We start from the raw sequence: 16,638 nt of genomic DNA on the forward strand, positions 1-16,638 counted from the left end.
CCCTCACAGTGCGTTCTGACATCCAAGAAGCCGACTCAAAAACAGGCATCGTCACCGCACGGGGTAACGTCCAGATTACTATCCCTCCCGGCAAATTCAGGCAACCGCAACTCAAGCTCAATATTTCAGCCGCGAACGCCGCATCGTCCTCCGAGGAGATGTTTACGTCTTGCAGGAAGGTAACAGTTTGCGGGGCGAAACCGTGACCTACCTGATCGACGAAGGACGCTTTATCGCCTTGCCAGAGTCCCAAGGACAAGTCGAATCGATCTACATCGTCTCCCCAGAACAGGACGCAGCAGCTCAAAGCACCGCCAGCCCGGAAACTCCTCCCTACAATCCCAAACCAGCCTTTAAAACGCCAATGAGTCCTCCGACAGCCCCTCGGCAATAGATAGGCGATCGAGGAAATTTTGCCTGTAAAAATCTACCGCTGTAGATAATTCCGCGATCTTGCTTCGATCCAGGCTCTATCCATTGGACTTTAAAATTTTAAAGTGTCTGCTGTGGAGGCTGCTGCGCTAAAAAATGAAAATTGTTCTGGAAAATATTCACAAATCCTATGGAAAGCGGCCCGTTGTCAGTAGAGTTAACATTTCAGTAACCCAAGGGGAAATAGTGGGATTGCTCGGCCCCAACGGTGCAGGCAAAACCACAACTTTTTACATTGCTACAGGTTTAGAAAGACCGAATCAAGGTATAGTTTGGCTTAACGATCTGGACATCACAGGCTTACCAATGCACAAGCGAGCGCATTTGGGTATCGGCTATCTTGCTCAAGAAGCAAGCATTTTTCGGCACTTGAGCGTCCGGGACAATATACTGCTAGTGATGGAGCAAACTAAAGTACCGCGCCGCGAGTGGCGGGAGCGACTCGATTTTCTATTGCGGGAGTTCCGTTTAGAAAGAGTGGCAAATAATTTAGGGGTACAGGTTTCAGGGGGAGAGCGCAGGCGGACAGAATTGGCAAGAGCTTTGGCCGCAGGGCCAGAGGGGCCCAAGTTTCTCTTGTTGGACGAACCATTTGCGGGGGTAGATCCGATCGCCGTGTCGGAAATTCAAACTATAGTAGCTAAATTGCGCGATCGCGACATCGGCATTTTAATCACCGACCACAACGTTCGAGAAACCCTAGAAATCACAGACCGAGCTTACATCATGCGAGACGGGCAAATTTTAGCTTCCGGGGGAGCTGAAGAACTTTACAGCAACCCCTTAGTACGACAGTATTACTTAGGCGACAGTTTCCAGCGCTAGCTGGCCTTAAGAGGGGAGCGGGGAAGCAACTTAATCAATTAAAAATTAAAAATGCAAAATTAAAAATTGTGAGCTTTAATTTTTAATTTTTAATTTTTAACTTTTAATCGATTTGAGGGAGCGGAGTCAATGAGAAGAGTAAAGTGATGAAATTAGAAATATCCAAAACTTTCAATTCGTTTAGCTGGCGGCTTCCCAGAATTTCGGTAATGGATTGGTACCTTACCAAAGAACTCATCGGCCCATTTTTGTTTGGCGTTGGCCTATTTTCCTCAGTTGGCGTAACTGTTGGAGCCGTATTTGAATTAGTGCGGAGAGTCACAGAATCAGGCTTACCCTTCAGCACCGCCATCCAAATTTTTCTGTTGAAAATGCCCTATTTCATTGTATTGGCATTTCCCATGTCAATGCTATTGGCAAGTTTAATGGCTTATAGCCGAATGTCTAGCGACAGCGAAATCGTAGCTCTCCGCAGTTGCGGTATTAATGTCTATAGGCTAGTAGTACCAGCAGTTATTCTGAGTTTGGCTGTTACAGGCATGACTTTTGCGATGAACGAGTTAATCGTTCCCGCTGCTAACTATCAAGCAACTGTTACTCTAGATCGAGCTCTAAAGCGAGAAAAACCCCTATTTCAAGAGAAAAACATTTTCTATCCAGAATTTCGTAACGTTGACAAAGGTAATGGTGAAGAAAGCGTACTCACGCGCTTATTTTATGCCGAACAGTTTGACGGTAAGCAGATGAAAGGTTTGACTATTCTCGATCGTTCCCAACCGGAACTCAACCAAATTATCTCCTCAGAATCAGCTATTTGGAACCCAGCTCAAAATTCCTGGGATTTTTTCAATGGTACTGTTTACATAGTTGCTCCTGATGGCTCTTACCGTAATATTGTCCGCTTTGAACACCAACAACTACAATTACCCCGCACCCCTTTAGACCTAGCTGCAAAAGCGCGGGACTATGGGGAAATGAACATTGCTCAAGCTATAGATTATTTGAATTTAATTCGCTCGAGTGGCGACGAGCAGAAAATTCGTAAGCTTAAGGTGCGAATTCAAGAGAAGTATGCTTTGCCTTTTGTTTGTATTGTCTTTGGTTTGGTAGGAGCTGCTTTGGGAACTAAGCCGCAGAGAACTGGTAGAGCTACCAGTTTTGGTATTAGTGTAATCGTGATTTTTACTTATTATGTGTTCTCTTTTATCACCAGTTCAATGGGTTTAAAGGCGGTTTTGACTCCAGTAATGGCTGCTTGGCTACCGATGATTTGTGGCTTGGGTGTAGGTGGGTTACTGTTAGTGCGTGCTTCGCGGTAAGGCTAAATTGAGGATGAGGAAAGTTCCTAATGCCGCCCTCTGGCGGGTATATTTAAACCGTCATGATGGCGGCGTTCCGAATATTTTTGTGTCAGGACTTACGCAAAGAAACAAAAACCGGGTTACTTAGAAAAATCGAAGATTCTCAACGAGGTATCTAGGAAGAAACCGCTAGGCGTAAGCCCGGTTCCTTCCCTCGATGTGCCTAAGTGTTGTGAATAAGTCATGAAACGAAAACCGCGTTTCCTGAAGATATTTCTCTAAAAATAGGAAGTTCAGAGAAATTTAGAAACCTAGTTTTGATGATAGCTTTTCTCAGCTATCAATACTTACTTGAAAAAGTAGCTCTTGAATCTTGAATCTAAGAAAATAGATTGTCTTCACTGAGAGCGATAGTCAGTTAGTTGATGGCAAAAATTGCAGGTTGACAAAAATCGTAACAGCAAAGGCAGTTAGGAACTCATTAATTACTCAAACCCTCTTCTAACTTCTTCCCCTTCTTCCCTAGCCCCTAGCCCCTAACCCCTAGCCCCTAGAATTAGGCTGTTTTGCGATTGCGGCGACGACGAGCGATCGCCATTCCACCAGCGCCAAGTGCCATACCAGCCATAGTAATTGGTTCGGGTACTGCTTGTGCAGAAACTGTGAAGTCGTTGTAGTCACCGTCACCCCCCAGGGTATCCTCGAAGGAAATTGCCACAGGAGCACCAAAGGGACTTGCTGAAGTTTGGCTACCCGCACTATCGTAACTTACTCCCTCGGAACCACCAGTAGAATTAAACACCACTTGCTGGCTACCGCCATTCTGACTGCTTGTAGAGAATACAGTCGGTATCGTACTGCCCCACAAAGTACTGCTGAGTCCTAAGCTATAGACTTGGTTAGCAAGAAATGTGAAGCTTGCGGTAGCAGAACCAACTAAGTTAGTGGCAGTTCCTAACCAGCTATTCGTACCATAACTATTGCCTTGATATCCTGCATCTGCGGTATTTGCTTTTGTAAACAGGCTTTTTAGCAGGACTTGATTGGCGTTATAAATTCCCAAGGAAGATATGGCTGCTCCCTGAGACTTAAGGAATGTAAAGTTAACAGTGGTATCTTCCTCAAAACTAATGCCTGTAGTTCCAAAAGTGGCAGCGTTGGCTGAAGTTGTTATACTCAGCATCGCAGTTAGGGCTGCGGCTGCTGCTAGTGTTAGTTTAGTCAAATCTATAGTTTTCATAATTTTGCCTCTTTTTGATAAGCCCTGTTCATACTTTCAGTATGGCCGATCCGATCGTGAATATTAACAGAATTCAGGAGGTTTCACGGAATCTTCACAGAAATCCTGCATTTTATGAAATTGGTCAAAAATTAGTCAGTGAATGGTTAGCGATCCGCCCAAAAGCGCAGTTTTCCCTCTCATTCTTCTCCGTGAAGTTACTGACTCTGTGCTGGATTAATCTTACGTAAACTCTAAACCTGCTGATTATTGTCAGTGAAGTTACGGACTCCGTATCTGGATTTGGCTGAAGTAAACTCTAAGCCTAATTATGGATTGGCAAAGGTATTGATTTCGCCTCCGCCGATATAGCGTCCGGGAATGGGGCGGGGTAATGAGACAGGCTCACTGGTAGGCGCAATCGGTTGCCATGTCTGATTTACTTGGTTAGAGCTAGCTCCAAAGTTAGGGCTAGGTGATGAAACTGATGGAAATCCTCCATTTCCTGAGTTGGTAGAGTTGGAGTTGATTATTTTGCTTCCCTGGATGGCACTAGGAAAAGCTGATTGCCCGAAGTTGTTTGGGAGTGATGATTCTCTCCCTGTTACTGTTGATGAAGGTGTGGGTAGTGTAGTAGGTTGGACTTCTGGAATAGGCTCTGAGCCATGCAAATTTGTCTGGTAAGGATTGTTACCCTGATTATTTAGATAGGAATTGGGGGATTGGTTAATTTGATAGGGGTTAGTCAGGGGGTTAATTGGAGCAGGGCTATTGAGTGGGATGGTACTTGTTGGCTGGGGAGTTAGGGTGGTGCTGGGTATACTTGGATTCAGACCCGGAAAAAGTTCTTGAGTAGTTGCAGGAGGGTTTGAAAATGGAGGTTGATTAGCGGTTAAAGCCGGAGTTGGCGTTGGTTTCAAAGGAGAATTGCCAGAGGTGATAGCATCAGAAGTCTGGACTGTTTTTTGAGGGGGAAAGTTAGCAGCTCTGTATTTTTCCATGGCTGCTTGTAGAGGACTTACAGATAACGAATTCGGGCTGGGTTTTCCAGAATTGGGGGAGTTGGTAGCAGATACGGAAGTTGGTGTGGCTGGAGATGCAGATTCTTTCGCCAACCCCCCGGCTACAGCAGAATTAGCCAAATTAGCACCAGAATTGGAATTAAACAGATTCTTGTTACCGGATATGGGGACATTTGTAATTTCGGAGTCGGGAACGGCGAAATATCTGTCGGTAAAGGAGGAGTTGGGAGCGATATCTGGTTTTGCAGTTTCCAAGCGGCGATCGCGAACTTCATCAAACAAACCCTTCGTGGTAAGCACGGGACTATTGAGTAAAACAGCACTTGTACTGGAGCGGTTTAACTGGTTTACCAAGACTGGCACTGTGTCGATATCGGCCGCAATCATGCTATCTTCGAGAGATAGTGCGATGTTTTGCTCTGTAGAAATTGAGGAAGTAATTTCTTCCTCGTCAAGGTTCAACCACTCTGGATGTACTGACACTTCCCAGAGAAATAATCCACCTACACAAAAAATTACCGTTGGTATCCACACTGTAGGCTGAATCAATGGGCGAAACTGGGCTGCGAGATGGCGGATAGATGTAGGGAGTAGTTTGAAAGCCGACATAGTTTTAGGAATTAAAAATTAAAAATTAAAGATTGAAAATAGGGAATTATGATGCGATCGGAGTTGTCACTAAGTTGCTAAGATTGTTTAATGGGGTAATGGTTGAGTTTTTTTTGATTCTGACTAGGGATTTAGAAAAATATTTGACTCTATCCTAATATATCATAAGCACAGCGATCGCTAATGTATGGGGTGTCAGCAGCGACTCGGGAAAGTGTAAAAAGCAAGCTGATTGCTTGCTCAAAAGAAAAAACAGGGGATGTGAGATTTTCACTATGAAAAAAATAGTAGAAGTTGTAGCGGATCGAGAAGCGCTGACACAGCGATCGCTCGAAGTTATCCGCTCTCAAATGCAAGCAGCCATAGCAGAGCGCGGAATCTGTACAATTGCTTTAGCTGGAGGGGGTACGCCTAAACCCGTCTACGAAGCGATCGCAGCTTGTGACTTACCTTGGGAGCGAATTCACGTATTTTGGGGTGACGAACGCTACGTACCGCCAGATCACCCAGATAGCAATCAGCGGATGGCTCGTCAGGCTTGGCTGGACAAGGTGAAAATTCCCGCAGCAAACATTCACCCGATGCCCACCAGTGCTGGCGATCCTGTAAAAGATGCCCTTACTCACGAAACTCAGCTACAGGAATTCTTTAAAGTCTCGGCTCTTGAGTTTCCAGCTTTCGACATCATTTTGCTAGGAATTGGGGATGATGCTCACACAGCATCGCTGTTTCCGGGAACAGAGGCCTTGCAAGTGCGCGATCGCCTGATTACAGTAGGTAACAAAGACGGTCAACCCCGGATCACATTTACAGTACCCTTAATTAATCACGCCCGCAGCGTCATCTTCATCATCGCCGGGGCTAGTAAAAAACCAGCTCTCGCGCAAATTTTTGCCCCTTCAGGTGACGAAATTACCTACCCTGCCCGACTTATCCAACCAGAAGGCGAACTTTGGTGGCTATTAGATGCAACGGCGGGTGAAGACCTACAGTCGCAAAAGGCATGACAATTGTTAAGATATGACCGTCTACTTGTCTGTTCTGACAGCGGCGGTTCTCTAAGACACAGCCGGTAAAGGAGAAATCAATGATTGTCTGTCCTAATTGCAATCACCAAAACCCTGATGGAGCCAACCAGTGCGAGGCTTGCTACACGCCTTTACCCGCGACTGCCAGTTGTCCAAACTGCGGCGCGGCTGTTCAGGCTGATGCCACCTTCTGCGGACAGTGCGGCTTTAACCTGCATCCAAGTTCCTCAACCCACGAGGCTGAGACAGCCGTTGCCAGTGCCTCAACTATTCCGCCAACAGTTGTATCTCCGGCTGTGCCTAATTTAGCGTCACCAGCTCCGTTGATTGAACCTGAACCTTTATTAGCGACGGCGGTAGCATCGCCCAATCTGGAAAAATCCAGTGCTAACAGTGCTGTGACTGCTGCCCCTGCACCGATTGAGGTTCCAGTGTCACAGCCAGGTGCTCAAGTTCCCAATCCAAGCTCTCCCCCTGCGCCAATGCCTGTGGGAGGAGCCGCGAGAACTCAACTGCAACAGCAAGCGGCGCGGCTGGTACACATCCAAAGTAATACTGCTATTGAATTACCGGCAAACTTATCGGTAATTCACATCGGCAAACCAAATGACCTTGTGCCGCCCGACATTGATGTTTCAGGATTTCCTAATTCTGAAGTGGTTTCTCGCACCCACGCGGACATCCGAGTGGAAGGAGATGCTTATTACATCGAAGATGTCGGCAGTTCTAACGGCACTTACATTAACAATACTCCGCTGTCTAAGGGAAATCGCCATCGGTTGCGGCCTGGCGATCGCATCTCTCTAGGCAAAGGAGACATGGTTTCATTTTTATTTCAACTCTCTTAGAGCAATTTTGGATTTGAGAGTTCAAATCTCAAATCTCAAATTGCTACTTGGGGCTCCCTACCAACACTCTAAGTTGCCAATGTGATTAAGCTCACTCTGCTACATCCATTGCAGTCTATACCCGTCCGAAGCTGGGCCTTTGAAGACGAATTGGTCGTTCGGATTGGTCGCTCTACTGATAACCACGTCGTTCTTTATAGCGCTGTCGTCTCCCGCCGCCACGTCGAGTTGCGGCGTACCGGTGTGAATTGGGAAGTGATTAATTTGGGTACGAATGGCACTTACCTGGATGGGAAACCCATAACTCAGGTTCCGGTTGTTGATGGTTTGATCATTCATTTGGCTCGCTCGGGCCCAAAAATTCAAATTCATTTGGAGAAGCAGGAGCCAAAACCACACTCAGGAAGAGTTGCTGTCAAGCCAAGAGATACTAAGGCGGTGAACGATCAGGAGGCGCTGGTGCAGATTAGCCTGATTTCCGTGGGCGACTATCCTCATAGGGGGCCGTCTAAGGAGGAAGATTTAACGGAGGGAGATTGCAAGCGCGGAAATTCTTAACCGGAGCGTTGGCTGGGGTGAGGGATAGGGGGGATACAAAATTACTTAACTGCTATCTCCTCTGGCGAGCGTGGCTAAGCTGGTGCCTCTTGAACTTTATTGGTTAGGCATTTTTTGAGAGCAAACCACAAAAAATTTTGTGACTATAGCTTGTGTTCTAGCTAGTTTAACCCTGAAGTTATGTCCTGAGTTAGCCTTAAAGAGATATTGAATTATTAAAGCAATTAGCAATTAGTAATTAGCAATTGGTTGAACAAAAAATATGGTTGCAACATCACAAAGCTCTTCTGAACAATCTGATGAGGTAACTAAAAAGCCAAGTGCGTCGGAAAAAAGGTGGGTGTTATTCAGCATCGGTTTGGGTGTACTGATGTTTTCCGTTGATGTCAGCATTGTCTATGTTTCTCTGCCGACATTAGTTGAAGCGCTCCACACCAACTTTGCCACTATCCAATGGGTAACTTTAAGTTATCTACTCGTCATCGCCGCTCTTATGTTAGGCGCGGGTCGGTTAGGGGATATGTTTGGTAAGAAATGGCTGTATCTTGGCGGACTAATACTATTTACTATAAGCTCACTACTGTGTGGATTAGCACCAGGGATAGGCTTTTTAATCGGCTTTCGAGCACTTCAAGGACTGGGTGCTGTGATGATCTCGGCATTAGGAGCAGCAATTATTACAGAAATCTTTGCTGAGTCAGGACGCGGACGTGCGCTAGGCATTATTGGCGCGATTAGCTCGCTCGGAATGATACTGGGACCAACATTAGGAGGCTTGCTAATTAGTATAGGAGGCTGGCGTTTAATTTTCTTGGTGAATGTGCCGATTGGTTTTGTTACCAGTTTGATTGTAGTCTGGAGTTTACCGTTTTCTGTTAGCAATCAGATCGAACAACGCTTTGATACTTTAGGATCGCCGATCGTAGCCGTAACATTAACCTGCTTCGCACTTGGAATGACTCAAGGACAGCTTGAAGGCTTTAACAGTCCGACAGTATTGACCTTGCTGACCTTAGCTGCTATTGGCTTAATGTGCTTTTTGGTGGTAGAAGCTAATATATTACAGCCGATGCTCGATCTGGGGATATTTCGGAACCTACAGTTTAGCCTCAGTTTGCTAGTTGGCTGGATGATGTATAGTATTATGGCTGGTACAGTTTTTATCCTGCCCTTTTTTCTGGAGTTGGTTGAAGACTATTCCATTCAGAAAGTGGGTTTGTTGCAGGCAGTGTTGCCGATTGCAGTAGGACTAATGGAACCAATTTCAGGCAGTTTGTCTGACCGCTTTGGCTGGCGAATAATTAGCTTAATTGGGTTGTTAATGATGATCGGCGCGTGCTTGGCGATCGCAACCTTGGGCACTGAATTAACGTTGTTTGGCTATATTGTGCGGGTTACTCTTTTAGGACTGGGAATGGGGATATTCTTAACACCCAACAATAGTGCCATTATGGGAGCGGTTCCACTGGAACGCTTGGGTGTCGCTTCGGCGTTGTTGTCTTTGTGTCGTATATTAGGACATCTGGTAGGTATACCGCTTCTGGGCGGTCTTTTTGCGACTTTGAGTCTTGCTAGCGCTAAGCTTGGACGATATATTGATATTACAAAGGTACCTGTCGAAGCATTGGTTTCTGCCGAACACGCTACTTTTCAGGTGGCTGCTATCATTTTGAGCGTTGCGGCTGCTTTACTAATTTTGGGAATGTTCCCAGATAGACATCGTGAAGAAATGCCTGCCACCATGAATGAAAATCCCTGACTTCTGACTATGAATACTTGAATCCTCAGCAAATAGGCTGATTAATTTTATCAATCTATGGGGATAGGATCGAGCTCCCCACAACGGTGATAATCACAGGGACTTGACACTACAAAACACGCATAACTTAAAGGCTCTCGATAATTCCTGTTAATATACTTAGCAAATTATTCGTAATTTGTTTCTAAGATTTTCTAAATCTTCTAACCACATATCTTCCCATTTTAGACCGAGAACTTTTTCTGCTGTTTGTCCCATTTGAAAACCTTTTGTTAGGACTTGTAAATAGAGTTGACCATCAAAGATTTTATCGTCAAATAGAATATGAGACATTCTCGCTATCATAAGACAATATAGATTGGGAAGCATTGCTTGACCCAGATAAAAACCTTCTATACCAATTTCACCCAAATTGTCAGTATTGAAGCCAGTAATAACGTGAATAATATCATGAGTCTCTCTGATTCTTTTAAAAAAAAAGTTGTGTATATTTTGCTCTTTGTGAGATTTGACGGGAAAAAATTTTAAGTTGTTACGATACATATGTTCTGCATATAGATAGCCGAGAGTGTTAGCTGGCATCTTAATTAATTCTTCCAAAATATGGACGGGATTATAGGATGCCTGGAATAACTCTTCTAAGCCGGGAATGCTATTGTATATAATTTCTTCAGCCTTGTCTTTATTTCTTTCAATAATAGTATCTCTGACTAACTCGGAGATATCAAGAATATTATTTAAACGACTAGGATTGACTGCTAGACCAAGCATCTTGACTAATAGGTCTGTAAACTCAGCACCACTATAACCTGTATACATTGGCAACTTCCTTAAAAATTGTCTAGCGAAAATTTGTCTGGTGGTTATGCCTTTTCATTCATTCCTTCCAAAGTACAACTGCCTGGTGTATTCATTTAGTTGAAAATTAGGAGTGCGATTGAACGACATGGTTGCGCTAATCCGAGGGGTATTGCCCTCTACAGGAGTTACCCGATGCACGGAAACCTTTCCTGAGTGCAATACCAAGACACCAGGAATGGTGGGAAGATCTTTAGTGAGAGAATGTCTTTCTCCTTTAATCATCCTGGTAAGTGCTTCTGTATCCTTTTCTATTTCGGAACGAGAGCAAGGTACATACTCTAGAACTCCTCCCTTCTGTGGAGCCAAGATGTGGAGAACAATAGTATATTCTGACACATCGAAGTGCCAATCTTGCTCGTCTCGATCGTGGTGAATATGTACTGTCATTGCTCCAAGTTTGTCTGCGGATCTGTAGACTTCTTGACCCACAATAGATGAGACGAAATTCACAAGAGGATTCCAGTTAAACAATACCTTGAGTGGAGAATCTGAAGATATTTGGTCGTGTGCTAGGGTACGCTTAGTATATTTCTTTTGAAGATGGCTTGGGTGGTCTGGAGGGAGATCGTTTATATCCTGAGTACCTAAAAATACATTATTGAACCCCGTAAAGCGAAAACTCTTGGTGAAATCATCTTCCAGTGTCTCAGCAGCAATCTGGGTGATGATTTCTGGACGTAAGAAGTCGTTGAGGATAGTCAAACTATTACTATTGAATTCCTTACGCGCTTTTTCGAGTAAGGTTCTTCCGGTTTCACTCTCTAAATCATCGATAGGATATTTATTAAGATTGATAATATTTGAAATTTGCGATTTCAATGTGCTGACCTCATATATGTTGGATTAAGGGATATAAATTTTCTCTATATTCTACTACAAAAGTGAACCAGAAGAGTTAGGTCTTGTTGCAAAAGTTTACATCATCCTTGATATTCCTCCTAGAAATCCTAAATTTCAGCGTCGGAAAATCAGTTTCTCTAATCAGTATATGTAGCGGATTTATTCACCCATCAGATAGAGAATCGAGTTAGAATTAACGGTGGAAACAATTTTTAGCTGGTAGAGTTTTAGTTAAGTTAACAAGAGCGATCGCCATACCCCAGACAGAAGCGCGATCGCGATCTGAAAACAAACCCCTTTTTGGAGAACTATTATGACTACAGCACAACAGATAATTAAGCGCAGTGATTTCTTCAATCGCCGAGTCATCGATCGCAAGACTGTGGAAGAGCTAGGTAAAGTCGATCAACTGTGGGTAGATCCTCAATCCCATCACGCGATCGGCTTTACTTGCAAGTCTGGATTTTTGGGCAATAAGAAACGCTGGTTTGCTTGGTCGCAGGTAGAGACAGTGGGTGATAATATTCTGGTCAATCTTAATCCAGAAGTGCCAGAACTAAAACAACCTGAGTCGGCTATGTCTATGATTGGCAACGAGGTATTGACGGATGGAGGCAATAAAGTGGGTGAGCTGATTGACTACCTCTTCGATGTTAAAACAGGTAATGTGGTTAATTATTTGTTTAAATCTAGCGGGTGGCGAGGTGTTTTGGATGGGATTTATCTGCTTCAACCAGCAGTTATTTCGAGTATTGGGTCTAAGCGAGTCATGGTTCCGGAGGCTGCGATCGCAGAACCTCACCATTATACGGATGGACTGAATCAAAAAGTAGGTCAAGCCAGAGATGTATTGAAAAAAGACCTTGACGATACCATCAAGCACGTAGAAGAGGCAAAAGGGGTGGCTCAAAGTTTAGCGGAAAAACTTCAAGAAAAAGCTAAAGTTGTCAAGGAAGCAGCTCAAGATCAGGCTCAAGTTGTTAGAGAAAAAGCTAAAGTTGTCAAAGAAGCAGCTCAAGATCAGGCTCAAGTTGTTAGAGAAAAAGCTCAATCTGTCAGAGAAATGGCTTCTGAGAAAATTGATGAGATCAGAGGTCATCGGGAAGAAATTGCAGAGCAGATTGCTACTGATGCTATTGAGGAGGCGATCGCACCTCAGCTACCAAAAGATCCAGAGTAGAACTTAATCTTAAGTCGAGATTGATAACGGGGCAAAACGCCCCGTCAAAAGATATCAAATCAAGCATTAAAATGACCTACACCGCCCAAAAACTTCTAACATTTGAAACATTCTTAGAACAATATTGTGACAACTCCCGCTATGAACTGGCTGACGGGGAATTAATTGAAATGGAACCTACAGGCCCCCACGAAACCGTTAGTGGCAAACTAGCTACTCAAATTGGCATCGCCATTACTACAGAAAAACTCCCTTGGTTTATTCCTCGTACTTGTTTAATCCGTCCCTTTGCAGATGCCGCTACTGCCCGCCGTCCTGATATTGTCGTGTTAGATGAAACCGTTCTTATCAACGAACCTTTATGGGAAAGAGAACCTGTAATTACACTGGGAAGATCAATCAAATTGGTGGTAGAAGTTGTTAGCACGAATTGGGAAACAGATTATGCTCGAAAAGTCGAAGAATATGCCTTTATAGGGATTCCTGAATATTGGATCGTGGATTATCGTGGGTTGGGGGGCGTGGCTTTTATTGGTAAACCTAAACAACCTACTGTTACGGTTTGTCAACTGATTGATGAAGATTACACTCAGAAACAATTTCGCCTCGGTCAAACAATTATTTCTCCTCTGTTAAAGAACTTGCAAATTCGTCTTGATGATATCCTACCCCGTTAAAGAAAGAGGGGGAGCGGGGGAGCAACTTAATCAATTAAAAATTAAAAATGCAAAATTAAAAAAAATGCAAAATTAAAAATTGTGAGATTTAATTTTTAATTTTTAATTTTTAACTTTTAATTAATCGGAGGGCAGGATGGGGGAGATGGGTAATTAGCAATTAGCGATTAGCAATTAGCAATTAGCAATTAGCAATTAGCAATTAGCGATTAGCAATTACCAATTACCAATTACCAATTACCAATTATGCAGGTATCCCCAATTGATTAACAGCCGCAGCAGGCCCTACTAAAGAAATATAGGGTTCAATAAAATATCGGCAAGCAGCTTCCTGAGCAAAATCTGCACTAACAGCAGCAATATCAGTTTGAAATTGTTGGTCAAACTCAATTCCCAACCCCAAGATTTCGTACCAGCCTAAAACTTGGGCAATTTGCGAATTAGTCTGTTTACCTAAAGCATACTGACCTAACATTTTATTCTTACAAGCTTGCAACTCCTCACTTGTCAAGGGCGCGGCGGCTAGGCGTTCGACTTCCGATTGCAAACCTTCTAAAGCGATCGCACTATTCTCAGGAGCCGTACCCATATAAACCACAAACTGAGAACTGTCAAGGCGTGTCGGGTAGAGCGCGGAAACGTCGTAAGCTAAACCCCGTTTTTCCCGTAATTCCACAAATAAGCGACTCGAAAGCCCATTACCTAAATATGTACTCAGCAACTTCATCGCTGCGTAGTCGGGATGATTCACCTCTGGTGTCAGATAACCCAGCATCACCACTGACTGCTGAGTTTCTTGAGGAGTGACAGTGAGGCGAGGTTTGGTCGAGATCGGTGCAACGCTCAATGTTGGTAGTGGGGTTGCTGGCGCTTGCCAATCTCCAAAAACCTTAGTAACTAAAGCGATCGCCTCCTCCGCTTTAATACGCCCCGCTAGAGAGATGACTACATTATCTGGGCGAAAATAAGTTTGATGGTAGTTTTGAATATCGGCACGACTCACCTGAGCAATAGTCGCTTCCGTACCCAAGGTTGAGAAAGCGTAAGGGTGATCCTCGTACATCACTTCCCGCAGTTGCTCAAAGGCGATCGCAAAAGGTTGCTCCAACTGAGAGCGAATTGCTTGCATGGCGATCCGCCGTTCCAAATCTACCTCAGATTCCGGGAAAGTGGGCGATCGCAGCAATTGCCCCGCCAACTCCAAAATTTCTGCAAAGTCAGCCGAAACCGTTTTCAGCGACAGTAAAAAATAATCACTTGAAGCGTCTGCACTCAGTCTTGCACCCACCGACTCTACACACTCGGCAATTTCCTGCGAAGACAACTTCTCGGTTCCCTTTGTTAGTACCGCCGCCAACAAGTGAGAAAGTCCAGCAAGCTTAGCTGGTACGCACCTGCTTCCTGCTCTTAGAAAAATACGAGCTGCAATAATATCGGCTGCGGGATTTTCCGCTGCTAGCAGGACAATACCGTTGTCTAAAACCGTGCGGTGAATTTCACTGTTCATTTTTTAGGAAGGGGAAATTTTGAGTTTTGAGTTTTGAGTTTGTAGGAATTGGTTTAGCTGCTCATTTTTACAACTATATAGACAAGTTTCTTACAAAACCTGCTCAGGAAAGGGCAAGGAGGGGGGAAGTTTTGAGTTGAAAATGCTTTAACTCATCACCGACAGCGGAAGAAAATCAACAATTAAAAATTAAATTGATGTTTTTAATTTTTAATTTTAATTTTTAATTATTCAGAGTGGCTTGACTGCCACTGCTGCATAGTGGGCGGGAGATAGATATTTTTGAGCTAAGCGCTGGAGTTCTGGTGGTTGAAATTCCTTAATCTTAGCTGGATAAGTGACAGCTAATTCGGCAGCAGCAATTGTGCTGTAATAACCGTAAAGGCCAGCCAGTTGGCCGGGTGTTTCGGTAGAGAAGGCAAAGTCGTTGCACAACTGTCGTTTGCACCGAGCCAGTTCAGAGTCAGAAACCGGAGTTGAAAGCAATTCCCAGACGCGATCGCCGATCTTATCTTCAACTTTTTCGATAAATTGCGGTTCAAGGACTGCACTAATTGTAAATAAACTCGAATCTTTTTGCAGCGAGAAACTGCTATCGATCGCCTGTACCCATTGTAACTCTTCCCGTAGTTCCCGAACTAAGCGGGAAGAGCGCCCATCTCCCAGCAGCACCGAGAGCAAGTCTAAACCATAAGCACTCTCAAATTCCTCTACTCCGGGCCCTACCCAAGCCATCATCAGCCGTGCTTGCTCCAGTCTGGGCAAGTAGAGTTCCTCGCGGCGGATTCCTCTGACTGGAGGCTCTATCTCTGCCTTCAGTTTGGGACAATAGCACTTGTCATAGAAACCGTCGAAAGCCAATTGCGCGGCCTCTAGAGCTCGTCCTTGCTCAATTCCTCCCACGATCGCCACTGTGATATTTTCGGGCTGGTAGTGACAGCGGTGGAAAGAACGCATCTCTTCGGGCGATCGCTCCCAAAGTTGCGCTTCCGTCCCCAAGACTGAGCGTCTGTAGGGGTGGCGATCGTAAACTATCTCCATCAGAGTTTGAAACGCGATCCAGTCTGGATTATCCTGAGCTTGGCGGATTTCCTCCAATACAACATCCCGTTCCAAGTTAAACTCGCCCTCTGGGATCGCAGCCCGGAGCAGCAACTCTGCCAATATATTTGTGACATCTTCAAAATATTCGACCGCAGTAGTAATGAAAAAATGGGCATAGTCGTGGCTTGTGGCTGCATTCGCCATCCCGCCATGATTTTCTATCACTTGGTCAAATACGCCCGGGCCAATGCGATCGGTACCTTTAAAAATCATGTGTTCCAAAAAGTGCGCCATCCCCGACCAGGGATCGGGTTCTAAGGTAGCGCCAGCCTTTACCCAAACATCTACCACTGCTACAGGTGTCGCAGGAATGTATTGGTGAATAACTGTTAACCCGTTGTCCAGCTTCAATACATGAGCTGGGAATTCTAAAGCAGTGGGGAGTTGAGACAAACTAATTAATCTTAAAACTCTACATAACTTCACATTGAACTATGGTAGCGCTTTGCGAACGCTGAATTCGGAATAAATTGATACAGATTGAGATCGCGATCGCTCATCTTGTCGCTAAAGCTCCTGGCAAGGGGGATAAATCAGAAATCCTGGCTGTAAACTTACACTTGTAGCACCCGATCGGAACTGACAGCAGATTTCCGGTAGATAGAATACGATCGAGCTCGGATATCAACTATAGCAATCCTAAATCATTTGTGAATTTCTTACTCCCTCCCCTTAGCAAGGGGAGGGTTGGGGTGGGGTAAAAAATTTACGATTCATTTAGGATTGCTATATTGACAGAGTAACTTTAAACCTGACTGTACTTTATCAACCTACAATCTCCAGTAGGTAGTTAACTATAGAGGAGACAGAGTAATTAAACGCGATCGTACTTTATCGACCTAGAATCTCCTCTAGGTAATTAACTGTA

Annotated in this window: 15 protein-coding genes and 1 pseudogene; 10 read left to right on the top strand and 6 right to left on the bottom strand. The window is 44.4% G+C overall.

The window, feature by feature from the left end; translation table 11 throughout:
* The 3 genes and pseudogenes from PN499_RS01350 to PN499_RS01360 form a co-directional block, all read left to right on the top strand.
* A pseudogene (locus PN499_RS01350) lies at positions 1-394 on the top strand (LptA/OstA family protein); the annotation flags it as partial.
* A gap of 134 nt (positions 395-528) precedes the next feature.
* Complete coding sequence (lptB, locus tag PN499_RS01355; RefSeq protein ID WP_019486923.1) at positions 529-1,257, top strand: LPS export ABC transporter ATP-binding protein; 729 nt, start codon at positions 529-531, stop codon at positions 1,255-1,257.
* 146 nt (positions 1,258-1,403) lie between these two features.
* Positions 1,404-2,576, top strand: a complete 1,173-nt coding sequence (locus PN499_RS01360; protein ID WP_272029781.1) for an LptF/LptG family permease — start codon at positions 1,404-1,406, stop codon at positions 2,574-2,576.
* Positions 2,577-3,114: 538 nt separating this feature from the next.
* Here the strand turns inward: PN499_RS01360 and PN499_RS01365 are convergent.
* The gene (locus PN499_RS01365) at positions 3,115-3,798 is read right to left on the bottom strand and encodes a PEP-CTERM sorting domain-containing protein (RefSeq protein ID WP_272029782.1); all 684 of its coding nucleotides are present in this window, start codon (positions 3,796-3,798) and stop codon (positions 3,115-3,117) included.
* A gap of 14 nt (positions 3,799-3,812) precedes the next feature.
* On the opposite strand from PN499_RS01365, the gene PN499_RS01370 reads away from it, so the two are divergent.
* The gene (locus PN499_RS01370) at positions 3,813-4,028 is read left to right on the top strand and encodes a hypothetical protein (RefSeq protein WP_272029783.1); all 216 of its coding nucleotides are present in this window, start codon (positions 3,813-3,815) and stop codon (positions 4,026-4,028) included.
* Between the two features lie 78 nt (positions 4,029-4,106).
* Here the strand turns inward: PN499_RS01370 and PN499_RS01375 are convergent, their stop codons facing one another.
* A complete protein-coding gene (locus PN499_RS01375; protein ID WP_272029784.1) occupies positions 4,107-5,408 on the bottom strand; it encodes a hypothetical protein in 1,302 nt (433 codons plus the stop codon).
* A gap of 275 nt (positions 5,409-5,683) precedes the next feature.
* Here PN499_RS01375 and pgl point away from each other — a divergent pair, with 275 nt between their 5' ends.
* The 4 genes from pgl (at position 5,684) to PN499_RS01395 (ending at position 9,601) form a co-directional block, all read left to right on the top strand.
* Complete coding sequence (pgl, locus tag PN499_RS01380; RefSeq protein ID WP_272029785.1) at positions 5,684-6,415, top strand: 6-phosphogluconolactonase; 732 nt, start codon at positions 5,684-5,686, stop codon at positions 6,413-6,415.
* 80 nt (positions 6,416-6,495) lie between these two features.
* Positions 6,496-7,284 carry an FHA domain-containing protein gene (locus PN499_RS01385; RefSeq protein ID WP_272029786.1) on the top strand — a complete coding sequence of 263 codons (789 nt, stop codon included), beginning with the start codon at positions 6,496-6,498 and terminating at the stop codon, positions 7,282-7,284.
* Positions 7,285-7,365: 81 nt separating this feature from the next.
* Positions 7,366-7,842: an FHA domain-containing protein gene (locus PN499_RS01390; RefSeq protein WP_272029787.1), complete on the top strand. Its 477-nt coding sequence runs from the start codon at positions 7,366-7,368 to the stop codon at positions 7,840-7,842.
* Positions 7,843-8,104: 262 nt separating this feature from the next.
* Positions 8,105-9,601: an MFS transporter gene (locus tag PN499_RS01395; RefSeq protein WP_272029789.1), complete on the top strand. Its 1,497-nt coding sequence runs from the start codon at positions 8,105-8,107 to the stop codon at positions 9,599-9,601.
* A gap of 159 nt (positions 9,602-9,760) precedes the next feature.
* Here the strand turns inward: PN499_RS01395 and PN499_RS01400 are convergent, their stop codons facing one another.
* On the bottom strand, positions 9,761-10,420 hold the full coding sequence (locus tag PN499_RS01400) for a Coq4 family protein (protein WP_272029790.1): 660 nt from the start codon (positions 10,418-10,420) through the stop codon (positions 9,761-9,763).
* A gap of 54 nt (positions 10,421-10,474) precedes the next feature.
* Positions 10,475-11,281, bottom strand: a complete 807-nt coding sequence (locus tag PN499_RS01405) for a HalD/BesD family halogenase (RefSeq protein ID WP_272029791.1) — start codon at positions 11,279-11,281, stop codon at positions 10,475-10,477.
* A gap of 334 nt (positions 11,282-11,615) precedes the next feature.
* Between PN499_RS01405 and PN499_RS01410 the strand changes: the two genes are divergently transcribed.
* Positions 11,616-12,482 (top strand): PRC-barrel domain-containing protein, encoded by an 867-nt coding sequence (locus PN499_RS01410; RefSeq protein ID WP_272029792.1) that lies wholly within the window; start codon positions 11,616-11,618, stop codon positions 12,480-12,482.
* A 71-nt stretch (positions 12,483-12,553) separates the two neighbouring features.
* On the top strand, positions 12,554-13,159 hold the full coding sequence (locus PN499_RS01415) for a Uma2 family endonuclease (RefSeq protein WP_272029793.1): 606 nt from the start codon (positions 12,554-12,556) through the stop codon (positions 13,157-13,159).
* A gap of 244 nt (positions 13,160-13,403) precedes the next feature.
* Here the strand turns inward: PN499_RS01415 and PN499_RS01420 are convergent, their stop codons facing one another.
* Positions 13,404-14,666: a M16 family metallopeptidase gene (locus tag PN499_RS01420; RefSeq protein ID WP_272029794.1), complete on the bottom strand. Its 1,263-nt coding sequence runs from the start codon at positions 14,664-14,666 to the stop codon at positions 13,404-13,406.
* Between the two features lie 231 nt (positions 14,667-14,897).
* Positions 14,898-16,163: a M16 family metallopeptidase gene (locus tag PN499_RS01425; RefSeq protein WP_272029795.1), complete on the bottom strand. Its 1,266-nt coding sequence runs from the start codon at positions 16,161-16,163 to the stop codon at positions 14,898-14,900.
* Positions 16,164-16,638: the final 475 nt, after the last annotated feature.

It is taken from the genome of Kamptonema animale CS-326 (genome assembly GCF_028330895.1).
GTDB lineage: Bacteria > Cyanobacteriota > Cyanobacteriia > Cyanobacteriales > Microcoleaceae > Kamptonema > Kamptonema formosum.

What these genes read in the sequence shown, in the direction of transcription:
- PN499_RS01410 (WP_272029792.1), top strand. Translation starts at nt 11,616, where the DNA reads ATGACTACAGCACAACAGATAATTAAGCGCAGTGATTTCTTCAATCGC.
- PN499_RS01375 (WP_272029784.1), bottom strand. Translation starts at nt 5,408, where the DNA reads ATGTCGGCTTTCAAACTACTCCCTACATCTATCCGCCATCTCGCAGCC.
- PN499_RS01365 (WP_272029782.1), bottom strand. Translation starts at nt 3,798, where the DNA reads ATGAAAACTATAGATTTGACTAAACTAACACTAGCAGCAGCCGCAGCC.
- PN499_RS01385 (WP_272029786.1), top strand. Translation starts at nt 6,496, where the DNA reads ATGATTGTCTGTCCTAATTGCAATCACCAAAACCCTGATGGAGCCAAC.
- PN499_RS01360 (WP_272029781.1), top strand. Translation starts at nt 1,404, where the DNA reads ATGAAATTAGAAATATCCAAAACTTTCAATTCGTTTAGCTGGCGGCTT.
- PN499_RS01400 (WP_272029790.1), bottom strand. Translation starts at nt 10,420, where the DNA reads ATGTATACAGGTTATAGTGGTGCTGAGTTTACAGACCTATTAGTCAAG.
- PN499_RS01395 (WP_272029789.1), top strand. Translation starts at nt 8,105, where the DNA reads ATGGTTGCAACATCACAAAGCTCTTCTGAACAATCTGATGAGGTAACT.
- PN499_RS01415 (WP_272029793.1), top strand. Translation starts at nt 12,554, where the DNA reads ATGACCTACACCGCCCAAAAACTTCTAACATTTGAAACATTCTTAGAA.
- lptB (WP_019486923.1), top strand. Translation starts at nt 529, where the DNA reads ATGAAAATTGTTCTGGAAAATATTCACAAATCCTATGGAAAGCGGCCC.
- PN499_RS01420 (WP_272029794.1), bottom strand. Translation starts at nt 14,666, where the DNA reads ATGAACAGTGAAATTCACCGCACGGTTTTAGACAACGGTATTGTCCTG.
- pgl (WP_272029785.1), top strand. Translation starts at nt 5,684, where the DNA reads ATGAAAAAAATAGTAGAAGTTGTAGCGGATCGAGAAGCGCTGACACAG.